This is a genomic window from Glutamicibacter soli (assembly GCF_003309065.1).
GTDB lineage: Bacteria > Actinomycetota > Actinomycetes > Actinomycetales > Micrococcaceae > Glutamicibacter > Glutamicibacter soli.
On the sequence record NZ_POAF01000004.1, the window covers coordinates 337,125 to 354,135 of the forward strand.

A 17,011-nucleotide genomic window follows, 5' to 3' on the forward strand; every position below is an offset into this window, starting at 1 on the left:
ATCCTTGCGGGCACAGAAGAATTCGACCCGGCGTCCGCCGGATCATCAGTAGAAAGAACAAGTTTCGTGGCATTTGCGAACAACCCCAAGTACACCGGCGTCATCCCGCCGGTAGTCACCCCGCGCACCGCCGAGGGCGCCATCGACGTGCCGGGCCTGCGCTCGGTCGTGGAGCACCTGGTTACCGGGGGAGTGACCGGCCTGTTCGTGCTCGGCTCCTCCGGCGAGGTCCCCTACATGACCAACGCCGAACGCGAGCTGGCGGTCTCCACCATCGCCGAGGCCAACAACGGCCGCGTGCCGCTGATCGTCGGCGCCAACGAGCAGACCACGCAGCGCGTCATCGAGGAAGGCCGCCGCATGATCGAGCTCGGCGCCCAGGCGCTGGTGGTCACCACCCCGTACTACGCGCTGTCCAACGCCGCGGAGATCGAGGCGCACTTCCGCATCATCCACGCAGCCCTGGACATCGACATCTTCGCCTACGACGTGCCGGTGCGCACCCACGTGAAGCTGCCGCTGGACGTGGCGATCCGCCTGGCCACCGACGGGGTCATTGCCGGCGTCAAGGATTCCTCGGGCGATGACGTCTCTTTCCGCCAGCTGCTGCTGGCCACCAGCCACATCGAGGGATTCTCCGTCTTCACCGGCCACGAGGTCGTCGTCGACGGCGCGCTGCTCGGCGGCGCGCACGGTGTGGTTCCGGGCCTGGGCAACGTGGATCCGGCCGGCTACCGCCGCTTGTTCGACGCCGCCGTGGCCGGCGACTGGGCGCAGGCCGCCAAGGAGCAGGACCGCCTGGCCCGCGTCTTCGACATCGTCTACACCCCTGATTCCTCCCGCGTCTCCGGCGGCGCCGCAGGCCTGGGCGCCTTCAAGACCGCCCTGGTGGAGATGGGCGTCATCGCCGGCAACACCATGAGCGCGCCGATGGCCGACCTGAACGACTCCGAGGCCGCCGCCATCCGCGAAATCCTGGCCGAGACCGGCTTGCTGGGCGCCAAGTAGGTCCGCCCGGAATGCAGCACAACCCCCGCGGCGCCGGTGCGGTGATCGCCCTGGACCTGGGCGGCACCAAGATCGCCGGCGCCGTCATGGACCCGCAAGCCGGCATCCTAGCCTCGGGCGGACTGCCCACCCCTGCCACGCAGGGCGCCGACGCGGTGCTCGACGCCATGGCCAAACTGGTCGCCGACCTGCGATCCCGGGCCCGGTGCGGCATCGACGGCCTGGGCCTGGGCGCGGCCGGGGTCATCGACCCGGCCACCGCCCGCGTGCTCTCGGCCACCGACACCATCTCCGGCTGGGCGGGCACCGACCTTGCCGGCCAGATGTTCCAGCGCACGGGTCTTGAGACCCGTGCGGTCAACGACGTGCACGCGCACGGGCTGGGCGAAGCCCGGTTCGGCGCGGGCCGCGGCGCCCGCGAGGTGCTGCTGCTGGCCGTGGGTACCGGCATCGGCGGCTCCCACCTCATTGACGGGCAGGCGCACACCGGCGCCCACCGCGTGGCCGGGCACATGGGCCACATCGACTCCCCGCTAGCCGCAGGGATCCCGTGCTCCTGCGGACGCACCGGGCACCTGGAAGCCATCGCCGCCGGGCCTGCCATCCACCGCCACTACCTGCGGCTGGGCGGAAACCCGGAGGCTGTCGATACCCGCGCGGTGGCAAAGCTGGCCGAATCCGGCGACAAACTTGCGGTGACGGCGCTGCGCACCGGGGCCCTGGCCGCGGGCAGGGCCGCTGGATCGCTGGCGAACATCCTGGACCCCGAGCTGGTCATCATCTCCGGCGGCATGGCGCACGCCGGGCCCGCCTGGTGGCAGTGGCTGCGCGAAGGCTACGCGGCTTCCGCGATCGACTCGCTGCAGGGCACGCAGCTGGTGCCCGCGCAGCTGGGCACTACCGCGGCGTTCTACGGCGCCGCCAGCCTGTTCTGGACCCCTGAAAGGACAACTCCCTGATGCTGCTGACCCCAGCCCAACTTGAAAGCCTGCGGGGCAAACTCATCGTTTCCGCGCAGGCCTACCCCGGCGAGCCCATGCGGCTGCCGCAGACCATGGCTCAGGTGGCCGCCTCGGCGGTCATCGGCGGCGCGGCCGCGGTGCGCGTGCAGGGGCTCGCGGACATCCAGTTTACCCGTTCCGCGGTGGAAGTTCCGGTCATCGGCCTATTCAAGGACGGCCACGAGGGCGTGTTCATCACGCCCACCGTGCACCACGCGCTGGCCGTGGCCCAGGCTGGGGCACACATCGTGGCGCTGGACGGCACCCGCCGCGAGCGGCCCGACGGGCTGAGTCTGGAGCAGACCGTGCGCGCCGTGCACGAGCGCTCCGGCGCCCTGGTCATGGCCGACTGTGGTTCGCTGAGCGACGCGCTGGCCGCTGCCGAGGCCGGAGCCGACCTGATCGGCACCACGCTGGCCGGCTACACCGGCGAACGCGCGAAGACCGACGGCCCGGACCTGGAACTGATCGGGCAGATCGCCGCGGCCGGGCTGGACCGCCCGCTGGTGGCCGAAGGCCGCATCCACACCCCGGCGCAGGCCCGCGCGGCCGTGGACGCCGGCGCCTTCGCGGTGGTAGTGGGCACCGCCATCACCCACCCGGCAACCATCGCCTCCTGGTTCGGCGACGCGCTGGCCGCCGACTGAGTTGCCAGCGGCACCGCGTCGAACACCCCACCCGTGCGGCGGGCCGAGCCCCTCGGCGCGCTGCACGGGCTACGCATATTTAAGTTGTAAGTTCGCTTTTGACTAGTATTTAAATATTCAAAATATTGATAATTTAACTACCAAACGTAACGCCGAACACATAAGCTGGGTGTGACGTCCCACGTCGTACATCTGAAGAAACTCGGAACCCCCATTTCCCGAGTGAAAGGAACCAGCCCCGATGAAATTCCCCGATCGTCATCGCCGCCGATCCATTGCCCTGGCCGTGGCAGTCTCATTGGCTCTGCCGCTGTCGATGATGCCGGCAGCCAATGCCTCCGGCTCGCTCAGCACGCCAAACCCCGCCGACGCACCCGGCCAGTTCTCAGAGGTCAACCTCGGGCAGGACCGCACCGAGGCGAACTTCTTCTACCGCATCCCGGCTCTGGCCCACGTGGGCGACGGCGTCGTGCTGGCCTCCTGGGACGCGCGCCCGGGCAGCGCCGCCGATGCCCCCAACCCCAACACCATCGTCCAGCGCCGCAGCGTCGACAATGGCAAGACCTGGGGACCGATGACCACCGTGGCTGCGGGCTTCACCGGCAGCGTCAGCGAAAGCAAATACGGCTACTCCGACCCGAGCTATGTCGTCGATGAGGAATCCGGAAAGATCTTCAACTTCTTCGTCTACTCCAAGGACCAGGGCTTCCACGGGAGCACTTGGGGCAATGACGACGCCAACCGCCAGGTCATCAGCGCCGCCGTGATCGAGTCCACGGACGGCGGCGAAACCTGGAGCGCTCCGCGGTTGATCACCGACGTCGCCAAGCCGGGGGACGGTCCCGTGCCGGGCGCGGTGCGCAGCACCTTCGCCACCTCCGGCGCCGGTATCCAGGTCACCCGCGGGGAGTACAAAGGCCGACTGATCCAGCAATACGCCGGCGACGTGATGCAGGCCAACGGCTCGCGGACCTACCAGGCGTACTCCGTGTACTCGGACGACCACGGGGCCACCTGGCAGCGCGGCGAATTCACCGGAACCTCCATGGACGAGAACAAGATCGTGGAGCTCTCCGACGGCAGGATCATGCTCAACTCGCGCGATTCCGCCGGAGGCGGCTTCCGCAAGGTCGCCATTTCCGAAGACGGCGGGCACAGCTACTCCAAGGTGAGCCAGGACCGCCAGCTGCCCGATCCGACTAACAACGCGCACCTGACCCAGATGTTCCCCGACGCCGCCGCGGGAAGCGATGAGGCCAAGAAGCTGCTCTACACCGGCGCCAACTCGCAGACCGGCCGCGAGAACGTCTCGGCCCGCGTCTCCTGCGACGACGGGCAGACCTGGCCGGGACTGCGCACCATCCGGCGCGGGTTCTCCGCTTATTCGGTGGCAACCGCCCAGGCCGACGGCCAGTTCGGCGTCTTCTACGAAGGCAACTACACCGACTCCATGATGTACGCCTCCTTCGACGAGGAATGGCTGAACTACGTGTGCGCACCAATGTCCGCGCCGAAGCTCACCCTGGACGCCGGGCAGAGCGCCACCATGGAGGTGACGATCACCAACCAGGAAAACCATGCGATCAGCGGCATCCTGCAGGTGCAGCAGAGCAGCCAGGTCTCCTCCGAGCCGGTCGCCGTTGAGCAGCTCGCAGCCAAGGAGCAGCGCAGCATTCAGCTTCCGGTCACCGCCTCCGTGGTGGCCAACGGCAAGCAGCGGCTGCAGCTGCAGTTCACCGAGGCCGGCGGCAAGATGTCGCAGGCTCTCGTGGAAGCGGAGATCGCCGGCAAGGAAGTGACCGGGCTGGAGATCTCCGGGGAGCGGGCCGATGCGGGACGTGACCTTGCGGCCGCCCCGTACCAGGCCGGTGAGAAGCTGCCCTACACCTTCACCGTGAAGAACGCCGGCAACGTCAACCAGTGGGTGGTTCCGACCGAGGGCAACTTCGCGCCGTTCGCCGCCCGGCCCGTCGGGCAGCCCAGCGACGCGGGCAACTGCCGCTATTCGAACCTCGCGGCCGGCACATCCTATAGCTGCGCCACCCCTCGCCACACCGTGACCGAGGCGGAGCTCGCCGACGGCTTTTTCGTCCCGAAGACCACCTGGACCGCCGGTAAGCTCGACGACCACGCCAAGGTGCTCAACGACTACGTGATCACCTCCGACGAGGTCGACGTGCTGGAGCGGCGTCCGTCGCTGTCCGCCGAGGCCTCCGACCCGGTATTCAAGGACCTGGATGCCGACGGCTACGCGTCGGCCGGGGACACCGTCACCTACGAGGCGAGCGTGCGCAACAGCGGCAACGTCCGCCTGACCGGTCTGCAAGGCGCCGGCTGGGAAGCGGAGGAACTCGCCGCAGGCGGCAGCTCGACGGTGAAGATCACCCGCACGCTGACGGCCGCGCACATCGAGGCCGGCGTGCTGGCCGCAGGCACGGAAACCGTCGAGGGATTCAACGGCCTGCGCGTGGCGAGCGCGGAGCTGAAGCTGTCCGAGCTGAAGCTGAACGTGGCGCCGAAGGACGACGCGACCGCCAAGCCTGCCAAGGCGGTGCTCTCCGATGACAACGGGCACGATACCGGCCTGAAGGACGGGGACTACACCGTCACCATGAACCTGTGGCACGGCTCCAACGCCTCGCAGTTCATCCTGCTGGAGGACGGCCGGGAGATCTCCCGGCAGACCCTGGTGTCCGCCTCCCCGGAGGCGCAGCAGGCCCGGGTTCAGGTCAAGGGCAAGAAGAACGGCACCTACGAATACCAGGGCGTGCTGGTCAACGCGGCCGGAAGCACCAAGACCCAAATGCTCAAGGTCAAGGTCAAGGACGCGAACCCGGGCACCCCGGTGCTCAGCGCCAGGACCGGCTCTGCAGCAGGGGAGCTGACGCTGACCACCGACATGTGGTGGGGCACCAACGCGACCGGATACCAGCTGTTCGAGAACGGCAAGCTGATCGACTCGCAGGACCTGGTGGCGGCCACGCCGGCCGCCCAGCAGGTGGCGACGGTGCTCCGCGACCGCGCGCCGGGGAGCTATGAGTACCAGGTGAAGCTGAGCAACGACGCAGGCGAATCGAGCAGCAAGGTTCGCACCGTCCGCGTGAAGTAGCCAAACGTCGGGGCCCGTCCAAGGAAACTTGGATGGGCCCCTCGCGGTTAAGGGCGGCTCGCGGCGGGCTGGGCGCTATGCCTGTTCCTGGTACCCCAGACGGGCGCTGATCTGCTTCGCGGTGCGCACCGTCTGGGTGCACAGCTCGTCCAGGTCCGTCGCCGAGACGCGGTAGTACGGGGCGGCGATCATGGCCGCCGCCACGACGTCCCCGCGGTGGTCGAAGACCGGCGCGGCGACGCTGACCTCGTCGCGGGAGGTTTCGCCGTAGTTGATGGAGTAGCCCCGGCGCCGCACGGCCTCCAGCCGCGGGAGGTAGTCCTCCACAGCCATGACCTGGGGCAACTCGATCCTGCCGCCGTCGAGCAGGGAGCGCGCCGTCTCCGCGGGCTGGTGGGCCAGGAACATCTGCACCGAGGCGCTCAGCCCGGTGCGGTAGCGGCTTCCCAGCACGGAGGTGTGCTTCACGAGCCGGGTGGAGGGCAGCTGTTCCACCGAGACGGATTCGCTGCCATCCCAGATGCTCAGGATGGCGCTCTCCCCGCTGGCGTCGCGCAGCTCCTCCAGCAGCGGATAGGAGACCTGGCGGACATCCAGATTGGCCAGCAGCGGGCCGGCGATCGCGATCAGCGCCAGTCCCAGCTTGTACTTGCGGGTCTGCTCGTTGCGCTCGACGATGCGTTCCTGCTCCAGGGTGGCCAGGATGCGCGAGACGCTGGACTTGTGCAGCCCCACCTCGGCGGCGATGTCCGTGACGCCCAGGACCGGGCGTTCCACGCTGAAGCAGCGCAGCACGTCGATGACATTGACGATCACCGAGGCGCCGCGCGACTCGCCGGACTGGTCGGCGCGGGCGTTCTGTCGCTCGTCATGTTCTACCGCTGTCATCTGAACTCCTTGGATCATTTCGTCCTTTAAAAGATACTAGCCGGGCGGCAGGTGCGCCCGGCTAGCTTGGGTTGTTTCAGCTCAGCGGCTTGCGGCTGGTTTCCACGGAGCAGGCCACCGCGACCAGGGAGATCACCGCGGCGCCCATCAGGTACCAGCCCGGGGCCAGCAGGTTGCCGGAGGTGGCAATGAGCAGGGTGGCCACGAACGGTGCGGTGCCACCGAACAGGGCGTTGGACAGGTTGAAGGAGACGGCGAATCCGGAGTAGCGGACCTTGGTCGGGAACATCTCGGCTAGGAAGCTGGGCAGGGTTCCGTCGTTCAGCGTCAGCATCGCGCCGAGCAGGATCTGCACCAGCACGATGACCAGGAAATTGCCGGTCTCCAGCAGCATGAAGGCCGGGACGATGAACACGATGAACAGGATCGACGCGGAGATCAGCACGCGCTTGCGGCCGAACTTGTCGGAGAGCATGCCGGTCAGGAAGATGAATCCGATATAGGTGGCCAGTGCCACGGTGGTGGCCAGGTACGAGCGGGTCGCATCCAGTCCCAGCTCCTCGGAGAGGTAGGTCGGCATGTAGGAGAGGATCACGTAGAAGCCCACGGCGTTCAGCAGCACTGCACCGGCCGCTTGGAGCAGCTGGCGCCAGTGGTTGCGGAACAGGTCGCGCACCGGGGAGCTGTCCTGCGACGGTTCCTCGGAGGCTTCGAGGAACGCCGGTGAATCCTCGAGCTTGGTCCGGATGTAGCGGCCGATCAGGCCCATCGGGGCGGCCAGCAGGAACGGGATGCGCCAGCCCCAGCTTTCCATCTGGTCGGCGCTCAGCGCCCCGGTGAGCACCGCAGCCATCAGCGAACCGAGCAGGAGCCCGGTGGCGGTGCTGGCGGGGACTACCGCGGCGTACAGGCCGCGCTTGTTGGCTGGAGCGTATTCCACCAGGAACGCCGAGGCCCCGGCGTATTCTCCGGCGGCAGAGAAGCCCTGCACCAGGCGCAGCGCCAGCAGCATCAGCGGCGCGGCCACGCCGATGGCGGCATAGCCCGGAAGCAGCGCGATGCAGAAGGTGGCGCCGGTCATCAGCAGGATCGACCAGGACAGGGCGGTGCGGCGGCCGATCTTGTCGCCCAGGTGGCCCCAGATGAAACCGCCCAGCGGGCGTACCAGGAACGAGATGGCGAAGACGCCGAAGGTCATCATCAGGGCAAGCTGGCGGTCTTCGCTCGGGAAGAAGACTGCGGAAATGGTGACGGCCAGGTATCCGTAGGCCGCGTAGTCGAACCATTCGACGAAGTTTCCGATGAAGCTGGCCGCGACAACCTTGCGGCGAACACCTGGGTCGATCTGCGCCGTGCCTGCGCCGGGTGCTGCCGGAAGCAGCCGGGTCTGCGAGCCTTGGGACTGGTCATGCTCGGTCATGGTCCACCGCCGTCGGTTGGAGGGAATTCGGACAGTTGCAATGAACGCAACTGTGTTGCTTAATGCTAGATGTGCTCCAGTTCACAGTCAAGGGGCTCGGGGAAAGTTTTCAGCCGGCCCTCGGTGGAACCGCCGCACGGGGCTCCGGGGGGCGCTGACTTGGGGTTCAAGCACAACGGCAGGTGCACGTCGCGATTGCCTCATGCGACGTGCACCTGCCGAAGTTGCGGTTCTATTGAGGGCGCTCAGTCCAGGGGTTTGCGGCTGGTTTCCACCGAGCAAGCCACTGCGATCAGCGAGATCACTGCCGCGCCCATCAGGTACCAACCCGGAGCCAGCAGGTTCCCGGAGGTGGCGACGAGCAGGGTCGCGACAAAGGGCGCGGTCCCGCCGAATAGCGCATTGGACAGGTTGAAGGATACGGCGAATCCGGAGTAGCGGACCTTGGTGGGGAACATTTCAGCCAGATAGCTCGGCAAGGTTCCGTCGTTCAGGGTCAGCATCGCGCCAAGCAGAATTTGCACCAGGACGATGACCAGGAAATTCCCGGTGTTCAGGAGCATGAATGCGGGAACCGTTGCGATGACGAACGCGATGGACGCGCTGATCAGCACGCGCTTGCGTCCGAACCTGTCCGAAAGCATGCCAGTGAGGAAAATGAAGCCGATATAGGTCACCAGCGCCACGGTGGTGGCCACATAGGAGGCGGTTGCATCCAGGCCGAGTTCCTGAGACAGGTATGTGGGCATGTAGGAAAGGATCACGTAGAAACCGACAGCGTTCAGCAATACCGCGCCCGCGGCCAGCAGTAGGCGACGCCAGTGGTCGCGGAAGAGGGACTTGACCGGTGCCTTGATGACTTCGTCTTCCTGGGAGAGCTCGCGGAAGACCGGCGAATCCTCCAGTTTGGTGCGGATGTAGCGGCCGATCAGGCCCATTGGAGCGGCCAGCAGGAACGGGATGCGCCAGCCCCAGGACTGCATGTCCTCGGCGGTTAGCAGGCCGGTGAGCAGCGCCGCCATGAGCGAACCCAGCAGCAGGCCGGTGGCGGTGCTGGCCGGCACGACGGCCGCGTACAGGCCTCGCTTGTTGGCCGGGGCGTATTCCACCAGGAAGGCCGAAGCGCCGGCGTATTCGCCAGAAGCGGAGAAGCCCTGGACCAGACGCAGAAGCAGCAGCAATAGAGGAGCCGCGAGGCCGATGGTGGCGTAGCCGGGAAGCAGGGCGATGCAGAAGGTCGCGCCCGACATGAGCAGGATGGACCAGGAAAGCGCTTCGCGTCGGCCGATCTTGTCTCCGATATGCCCCCAGACGAAGCCGCCCAGCGGGCGGACCAGGAAGGAAATTGCGAAGAGGGCGAAGGTCAGCAGCAGCGCGGTTTCCGGTGCGGATTCGGGGAAGAACACCACCGAGATGGTGACAGCCAGGTATCCGTAGGCCGCGTAGTCGAACCACTCGACGAAGTTGCCGATGAAGCTGGCTGCTACGACCTTGCGGCGGGTTGCCGAGCCGACCCCTTCGGGGTTTGGCCGGTTCTGGCCGCTGAGTGTTGGCCCCAAATCGATTTTGGGAGCAATCCCTTTTCCTGATGATGAGTTTTCGTTCGTCATTGGGTGTACCACCATGTTTGTTTTGCGCCGCAGCGGCTGCGGCGTGGAGGTGTTTAATAAACGGATGGCGCAAGTTCATCGCCATTGAGTGTTCGCAGGCTGAGTTGCCGCGGTGAAATCCCTGGCGGGCGGCGTGGCCGGCCCTGCAGCGGTGCGGCCTGGCTGGCCGCTGGCATTCTCGGCAGGCTGGGGCCTGCAATGCCCTGTGGATGCTGAAAAGCTATTTTCTTCGGAGCGGAGTCTGCTCCGCTGCGGTTCAAGATAAAAGCGGCGAAAGCCGCGTTCGGGGCCCGGGCGAGCGCAGGAATCGCTCATCCGGGCCCCGGGGCGGATCGGCCTAGGCGTCGATGATGTTGTTTTCCGGACCGAAGCCGAACTTGGTGATGTTCTCAACGGTGTTGTCTTCGTTGATCACCAGGATGTCGTGCTCGCGGTAGCCGCCGGCGCCCGGCTCGCCGTCCATGATGGTGATCATCGGCTCCATGGAGACGACCATGCCCGGCTCCAGCACGGTATCGATGTCCTCGCGCAGCTCAAGACCTGCTTCGCGGCCGTAGTAGTGCGACAGGACGCCGAAGGAGTGGCCGTAGCCGAAGGTGCGGTTCGGCAGCAGGCCGTGGGCGATGTAGATTTCGTTTAGCTCCGCGGCGATGTCCTTGCAGACCGCGCCCGGCTTGATCAGTTCCAGGCCGCGCTTGTGGACCTCGACGTTGACGTTCCACAGTTCCAGGCTGCGGGCATCCGGCTCGCCGAGGAACAAGGTGCGCTCCAGGGCAGTGTAGTAGCCCGAGGTCATCGGGAAGCAGTTCAGCGACAGGATGTCTCCGCGCTGCAGCTTGCGGGTGGTGGCCCAGTTGTGGGCGCCGTCGGTGTTGATTCCGGACTGGAACCAGACCCAAGTGTCGCGCACTTCGCGGTGCGGGAAGGTCTTGGCGATCTCGTGCACCATAGCCTCGGTGCCGATCAGCGCGACCTCGTACTCGGAGATGCCTTCGCGGATCGCCGCCTTGATAGCCTCGCCGCCCAGGTCTCCGATGCGGGCGCCGTGCTTGATGACCTCGATTTCCTCGGCGGACTTGATCATGCGCTGGCGCATGGCGTCCTGCGAAACGTCGAGCAGGGTGGCGCCTGCGAAGGTGTCCTGGATCTTCTGACGGGTCAGGCCTGGCAGGAAGTCGTCCTCGACGCCGATGCGCGAGGCCTTCACTCCGTCGCGCTTCAGGGCTTCCTGCAGGCCGTAGTAGAAGTTGTCGCGCTTCCAATCGGTGTACACGATGTTCTCACCGTAACTGGTGCGCCATGGCATACCGGCGTCGATGTTCGCGGTGACGGTGGTTGAGTTCTTTGCGGTGACCACCAGCGCGTAGTTGCGGCCGAAGGTCGTGTAGAGGAAGTCCGAGTAGTACTTGATGCCGTGGTAGCTGGTCAGGATGACTGCGTCCAGGGACTTCGCTGCCATGATCTGGCGCAGTCCGGCCAAGCGGCGCTCGAACTCCGCGTCCGAGAAGGTCAGCTGTTCCTTGGTGCCGTTATGCAGGGTCTTCAGGCGGGCCAACTCGGAGACGTTGGTGGCGATGTTCGAGGAAGTGGTCATTGCTTGACTCCTTTTGGAAGTTGTTTGAGGTGTTTAGAAAGCTGGGAACAATTAAGTTGCATTCATTGCAACACCGTTGCACTCAGCGTATTTGTGCTTCAGGTCACTGTCAAGTGGGTGCCTGAAGAATCTTTTGGATGCAGGCCAAGGACCGTTCCGTGGCGGATGCCGAATGTTGAGCATCCGCCACGCGGCGCCTTGTAAGCGCTGCGAAATCAGTGCCGGCGAATCTAGGATTCGCCGATGTCATCGGTGATTTTCTTGCTGATTGCGCCCGTCCCGTTGGGGTCGGGCACGAATAGCAGCGACGGATCCGGGTTGTTGATGTCCTTTTCCAGCTGCTTAATTGCCCTGTCGCGTTTAAGCAGCCGCCGGATCAGGTTCACGATCATCAGCAGGATCACGAAGGAGAACGGGAACGCGCCGATAATGGTGCCGGTCTGGACCGTGTCCACCACTGCGGTGCCGCCCAGCGTCAGCAGCACGGTGGCAACCGTGGCGATGCTGACCACCAGGACCACACGGAATACCGGCCCGGACTTGTTCGGCGCGGAAACGAACTCGCTCAGAGCGTAGATTCCCGAATCGAGGGAGGTCACGTAGTACGTGGCCACCAGGATCGTGGAGACCACCAGCAGGATGGCGCCGACGAACGGGATGTGCTCCAGCATGGCGAACAGGCCGGCTGACGTATCCGTGGCTACCGCCTCGCTGATGCCTCGATTGCTCTGGTCGTCGTAGTAGATCGCGGCAGAGCCGATGACGCCGATCCAGGTCATCACAATCAGCGTCGGGATGACCGTCACGCCGATGACGAACTCGCGGATGGTGCGGCCGCGGGAAATGCGGGCAATGAATCCGGCAACGAAGGGCGAGAAGGCGATGACCCAGCACCAGATGAAGACAGTCCACCAGCCGTTCCAGCTGTCCTGCCAGGATTCCAGCGACTGCGCGGTGATTCCCGCGTCGGTCCACAGGCTCATGTTGACGAAGTTCGCCATGAAGCCGCCAAAGGTCTGGGACAAGGTGGAAACGATGTACAGGGTCGGACCGAAAATGAAGACAGCGCCGACCAGCACGATGCTGAGGATCGAGTTCAGGCTGGAGATCCGCGCCATGCCCTTGTTGATGCCCACGATGGCCGAGATGGCGGTAATGCCGGTGAACACCGCGATGACCATCATCCACATCATCGGAGATGCCTCGATGCCCAGGAACGAGGTGAGGCCGGAGCTGAACTGCATTGTGGCGAAACCGAAGGACGTCGCCAGCCCGAGGACGGTGGCGATGATCGCCAGCAGCTCCACCACCACTCCGGCCCCGCGCTGGGACCATTTCGGCAGGATGTCGACTGTGGCTTCGCGGAAGGTCAAGGTCTTGCCGAGATTGTGGTGTGAGTACGCCAGGCAGACCGCGACCACGCAGTACATGGCCCAAGCAGTCAGGCCCCAGTGGAAGTAGGTCCAGATGATCCCGCCCTCGGACGCCCCCTCGGGTCCTGCGGGGATCACCGGGTTCTCGTTGCGCAGCATGATTGGCTCGGCGACCGACCAGAAGATCAGGCCGATGCCCTGTCCGCAGGCGAAGAGCATGGAGTACCACGCGAATTTGCTGTGCCGGGGTTTGGCCTTGGGGCCGCCCAGGCGCACCTTGCCCACCTTGCTGGAAGCCAGCCAGATACACACCACGAGCGCGAACGCCGAATACAGGATGAACAACCAGGTGAACTTCCCGGTGACAAAGGTGCGCAGGTCCGAAATGACCGCAGAGGCGCCGTCGGGGTTGAGCAGGACCCAGATGATCACCGCCACGATGAGGATGGGCGGGATGATGCGGATCAGCAGCCGGTCCAGCGGCGGGATATGCCGGCCCATGAAGCGCGGCAGCTCCACCGGCGGGTTCTTTGCCTTGTCGGTGCGCATCGGCACGTGATCGGTAGACATGCTAGTCCACCTCGATCATCTGGTTTGAAAGGTTGAGCTCCTGGCCCAGTGAAGCGCCCAGGGCCGAGGTCACCGCATCCAGCAGCAGCTGGCCGCGGGCGGCGGTGGCGTTTTTCGCGCTGGAAAGGCACCCGCTGGCCGGAGTGCGTGCAGGATCCTCCGGGAACACGTCGTAGGAGGTGAGCGTCGCAGGGGGATGATCCACCACGCGGTCCATTTGCACCAGCTCGGGATGCAGCAGCAGCATCAGCGAGGTTTCCAGCACGCCTCCGTGCTCGATGTCCCAGCCCAGGAACCCCTCGGGGAACACCTGCTCCAGGGTCTGCTCGTCCACGAAATCCCAGTAGGACGTCAGCACCGCCCGCGAGGTTGAACCGGCCTGCAATGCGCCAGCCACGGCCTTGTCGAGGCCCTCGTAGAGGAACTGGTAGTTCTCGAAGTGCCCGTTGAGCACCACGACGTTCTTGAAGCCCTGGGCCATGAAGGACGCGGCGATCTCCTCGATTTTGCCGATCAAGGTGCCGGCGCCCAGGCTGGTGGTACCCACCCGGTGGTTTCCTCCGCCGGAGCGCGGCTGCGACTTATAGCCGTAGCTGAAGACCGGGGCTACCAGCGCGCCGATACGCTGGGCAACCTGTCCGGCGATGGCCTTGGACAGCATGGCGTCGACTCCCAGGGGCATGTGCGGGCCGTGCTGTTCGGTGGCTCCGGTGGGGATGATGACAGTGGAATCCATGCGCGATACGTAGGATGCGTAACTCTGGGCATCGATTTCTTCTAGGAAAACAGAAGGCAACGTTCTCTCCTTGACTAGCAGGTGGTGGGGTGCGGGGAAGTCCTCGGTTACTCGCCGCCGCCATGGCCCTGGATCAAGCTGTCTGGATCCGGGCCCGACGGCCGCGGCCGGTGCGCCGCGAGCGGCAAAGCGGTTTCCGGCTTACCCGCCACCGAGTCTGAGTTGCAGGTTGGCGTCATCCTCGCGGATGGAATGCCGGGATGCTGTCGTTCGCAGACTTTTCATGTCTCCTCGATTCGTGCGAAAAAGAAGTGAGGGAAGTGCGTTGACTCAAAGCATAGGGAGCGTAGTGTGATGGCCGATACATGCAAAATGTCGTCATATACGAGGTTCTGAGTGACAAAGAGTCACTTGTGCTCCAATATTTGAGAGTTACTGTGCAGTACTCGCGCCGTCGGGAGGAAGCCATGCTCGTTACCCTGTCTGAAATCATGGCCGACCCGTTGATGCGGTCGGCCCGGCCGCGGCTTTTGGCAGCGGGCACGGTGGAGAGCGAGGTGTACGTTCGCTGGGTGCATACCAGTGAAGTGGTGCAGCTTGCCGGGCTTATCCACGGCGCGGAGCTCTTGCTGACTACCGGCGAGTCGGTGCTGAAGCTTCCCTTCGAGCAGCAGCGGCAATATCTGGCGATGCTGGCTGAATGCCGTGTCGCAGCGCTCGTGATTGAACGCGTCGGGCCGGAAAAGCAGTTGGCGCAGGAGTTCGTGGAGGCGGCGGCAGAGCTGGAACTGCCGCTGTACCAGCTGCAGGCGACGGTGCCCTTTGTGGCTCTGGCTGAAAAGATCAATACCAGGATTGTTTCCGAGCAGGCTTCGGCGCTGCAGCAGGCCGATGCCATTTCCCAGCAGCTGGCCCAGCATCTGGCGGTGGCCGGTCCGGCCCTGGTGCCGCTGCTGGAGATGATCGACAACCAGCTGCGTCTGGGTGCGGAGATCGTCAATCAGGAAGGAGCGGTGATCGCCGCCTCGCAGCGGGCGGTGCTGCATAGGCTGCAGGAAGAGAAGTCTGGACAGTTCGATGTCTCGGTGAACCTGTATATCGGCGGCGATGCCGCGGCGCGGCTGGTGCTGCATGCGCAGGCGCAACATCATCAGCAGCGCTTGGAGCTGGTGGCGGACAGGCTTGGGAGCATTGTGACGCTGGCATTCTCCCAGCACTACAAACCCAGCGCCCAGCAGGCTGCCACGTTGGCGCTGCTGCAGTCGATCGTGAACGCGGGAGGCGAGAACTACGTGGTGCACCGGGCCGCGGAGGCGCAGATCGCCGCGGGGGCGCCGTTGTGCATGCTGGTGCTGCAAGGCGTGGACGTGTCGCGGGATCGTGCGGAACTTGCACGCCACCTGCGCGCCGGCGGCCAGCGGGTGTTCACCTATGTGCAGGGCCACCGCTTGTATGCACTGTGCATCCTGGATCCAGTCGCGCCCCGTCGTTCCCGGGCCGAACTGGTCCAGCGCCTGCGCGCGGCGTTGCGCGGCGAACAGCTGGAATGCTGTGTCGGCCCCATTGCGTTGGATGTTTCCCGCGCGCGCTGGTCGCTGACGCAGGCGGAGTCCATCGAGTCCTGGGGCGCGGCCAGCGGGGACGAAGGCACGGTGCGGGATGCGCTGGACTACGCCCTGCAGCGCCTGGTGGCGCAGCTGGATGAACCCGAGAAGTTGCGGGAATTCATCGCAGAGCAGATCGGGGAGCTCCTTGACGCGGACCGCGACAAGGACGGGCAGTTGCTCAAGACGCTTGAAGCCTGGTTGGCCAGCGGCTGCCACGCCACGGAGACTGCGGCGCGGTTATACGTGGAGCGCCAGACGCTGCACAAGCGCCTGGCGAAGATCTTCGCGCTGATCGGGGGAGACCCGCGCGTCAATGGCAGGGTACTGCCCGTGCATCTGGCGGCGTGGCTGGCGCTGCGGGATTAAAAGCAGTGCAGCGCGCTAAAGCACGCTGCGGATGGTTTTTTCGAAACCGATGACGTGCTTGGCTGCCAGCTGTTCCGCCTCGTCGGCGTCCCCGTCCAGAATGAGCTTGATCAGCGTTGCATGCTCGGCAATGTGCCCGTGGAGATCTGGCAGCCGGTCAAGCACCATGCACCAGATGCGGGTCGCCAGGTTGTCCAGGCGCACCAGCGTCTCCTGCAGATGCTGGTTCTGCGCCGCGCGGTAGATCAGCCGGTGCACTTCGAGGTCGTATTCCATCAATTCGCGCCGGTCGCCGCTCAGGTCCAAGGACAGGATCGCGCTCATGGTGCGTTCGAGTTCCCCGCGATAGGCGCCCCCGCGATGTTCGGCCGCACGGCGCGAGGCCAAGGGCTCGAGCACCAGGCGCATCTCGGAGATCGCGGCCAGCTCGGTGATGTCGACGCCCGTGGCAAAAGTCCCGCGCCGGGGGTAGGAAACCACCAGATGGTCGACCTCCAGACGCTTGAGCGCTTCGCGGATCGGCGTGCGGCCCATGTCCAGATCGACCGCCAGCTGCGCCTCGTTGATCGGGTCGCCGGGAGCGATATCCATCATGATCAGCCGGTCGCGCAAAATGCGATACGAGCGTTCCGCCATGGATTCGGTGCCAGTGATTACTCCGGTCAAGCTTGTCATTTCACGCTCCCTTGTTGATGTCTATTCTGCCGCGGGCAGGGCCCGTAAAGAAATCTTCATCCCACCCATTGACGGGGTGTGGCTTACATCATACGCTAAGACGCAGACATTGATATATCAGTTGTCGGCAATTCATACTTTTAGGGAGAATGTGGTGCTTCAAACTCAAACGCTTGCTGCTGAATCGCTGACCCAGTCCCTGGTCGAGCTGGATCCGGAGGTCGCGCAGCGGATCGATGCCGAGCTGGCCCGCCAGCAGCGCGGCCTGGAAATGATCGCCTCGGAAAACCACACGGCCCAGGCCGTGATGCAGGCTCAGGGTTCGGTGCTGACCAACAAGTACGCCGAGGGCTACCCGGGCCGCCGCTACTACGGCGGCTGCGAAGAGGTCGACGTCATCGAGACCC

The 17,011-nt window shown here is 65.1% G+C and carries 12 protein-coding genes and 1 pseudogene; 6 read left to right on the forward strand and 7 right to left on the reverse strand.

From position 1 onward, the window contains the following. Positions 1-66 precede the first annotated feature (66 nt). The 4 genes from C1H84_RS10670 to C1H84_RS10685 all read left to right on the forward strand — a co-directional run bounded on the left by C1H84_RS10670 (position 67) and on the right by C1H84_RS10685 (position 5,765). Positions 67-1,008, forward strand: coding sequence for a dihydrodipicolinate synthase family protein (locus C1H84_RS10670; RefSeq protein WP_047120410.1), 942 nt, complete (start codon positions 67-69; stop codon positions 1,006-1,008). An 11-nt stretch (positions 1,009-1,019) separates the two neighbouring features. Next, positions 1,020-1,967 (forward strand): ROK family protein, encoded by a 948-nt coding sequence (locus C1H84_RS10675; RefSeq protein ID WP_113607388.1) that lies wholly within the window; start codon positions 1,020-1,022, stop codon positions 1,965-1,967. Next, positions 1,967-2,656, forward strand: coding sequence for an N-acetylmannosamine-6-phosphate 2-epimerase (locus tag C1H84_RS10680; RefSeq protein WP_113607389.1), 690 nt, complete (start codon positions 1,967-1,969; stop codon positions 2,654-2,656). Before C1H84_RS10675 ends, C1H84_RS10680 begins: the two co-directional genes overlap by 1 nt. Before the next feature lie 241 nt (positions 2,657-2,897). Continuing rightward, the gene (locus C1H84_RS10685) at positions 2,898-5,765 is read left to right on the forward strand and encodes an exo-alpha-sialidase (RefSeq protein WP_113607390.1); all 2,868 of its coding nucleotides are present in this window, start codon (positions 2,898-2,900) and stop codon (positions 5,763-5,765) included. 75 nt (positions 5,766-5,840) lie between these two features. Here the strand turns inward: C1H84_RS10685 and C1H84_RS10690 are convergent, their stop codons facing one another. From C1H84_RS10690 to C1H84_RS10715, 6 genes are all read right to left on the reverse strand, one after another. Further along, complete coding sequence (locus C1H84_RS10690) at positions 5,841-6,653, reverse strand: IclR family transcriptional regulator (RefSeq protein WP_113607391.1); 813 nt, start codon at positions 6,651-6,653, stop codon at positions 5,841-5,843. A gap of 76 nt (positions 6,654-6,729) precedes the next feature. After that, positions 6,730-8,073, reverse strand: a complete 1,344-nt coding sequence (locus C1H84_RS10695) for an MFS transporter (protein ID WP_047120399.1) — start codon at positions 8,071-8,073, stop codon at positions 6,730-6,732. Positions 8,074-8,318: 245 nt separating this feature from the next. Next, positions 8,319-9,683 carry an MFS transporter gene (locus C1H84_RS10700; RefSeq protein ID WP_047120398.1) on the reverse strand — a complete coding sequence of 455 codons (1,365 nt, stop codon included), beginning with the start codon at positions 9,681-9,683 and terminating at the stop codon, positions 8,319-8,321. Between the two features lie 337 nt (positions 9,684-10,020). Next, a complete protein-coding gene (locus C1H84_RS10705) occupies positions 10,021-11,277 on the reverse strand; it encodes an aminopeptidase P family protein (RefSeq protein WP_047120397.1) in 1,257 nt (418 codons plus the stop codon). Between the two features lie 230 nt (positions 11,278-11,507). Further along, entirely contained in the window at positions 11,508-13,220 is a 1,713-nt protein-coding gene (locus C1H84_RS10710) for a BCCT family transporter (protein ID WP_244910882.1), read from the reverse strand. Position 13,221: 1 nt separating this feature from the next. Then, the gene (locus C1H84_RS10715; RefSeq protein ID WP_113607392.1) at positions 13,222-14,016 is read right to left on the reverse strand and encodes a creatininase; all 795 of its coding nucleotides are present in this window, start codon (positions 14,014-14,016) and stop codon (positions 13,222-13,224) included. A 407-nt stretch (positions 14,017-14,423) separates the two neighbouring features. Between C1H84_RS10715 and C1H84_RS10720 the strand changes: the two genes are divergently transcribed. Then, the gene (locus tag C1H84_RS10720) at positions 14,424-15,929 is read left to right on the forward strand and encodes a PucR family transcriptional regulator (protein ID WP_053799057.1); all 1,506 of its coding nucleotides are present in this window, start codon (positions 14,424-14,426) and stop codon (positions 15,927-15,929) included. A gap of 15 nt (positions 15,930-15,944) precedes the next feature. Here the strand turns inward: C1H84_RS10720 and C1H84_RS10725 are convergent, their stop codons facing one another. After that, on the reverse strand, positions 15,945-16,604 hold the full coding sequence (locus C1H84_RS10725; protein WP_047120394.1) for a GntR family transcriptional regulator: 660 nt from the start codon (positions 16,602-16,604) through the stop codon (positions 15,945-15,947). 154 nt (positions 16,605-16,758) lie between these two features. Between C1H84_RS10725 and C1H84_RS10730 the strand changes: the two are divergent. Further along, positions 16,759-17,011: pseudogene (locus tag C1H84_RS10730) on the forward strand (serine hydroxymethyltransferase); the annotation flags it as partial.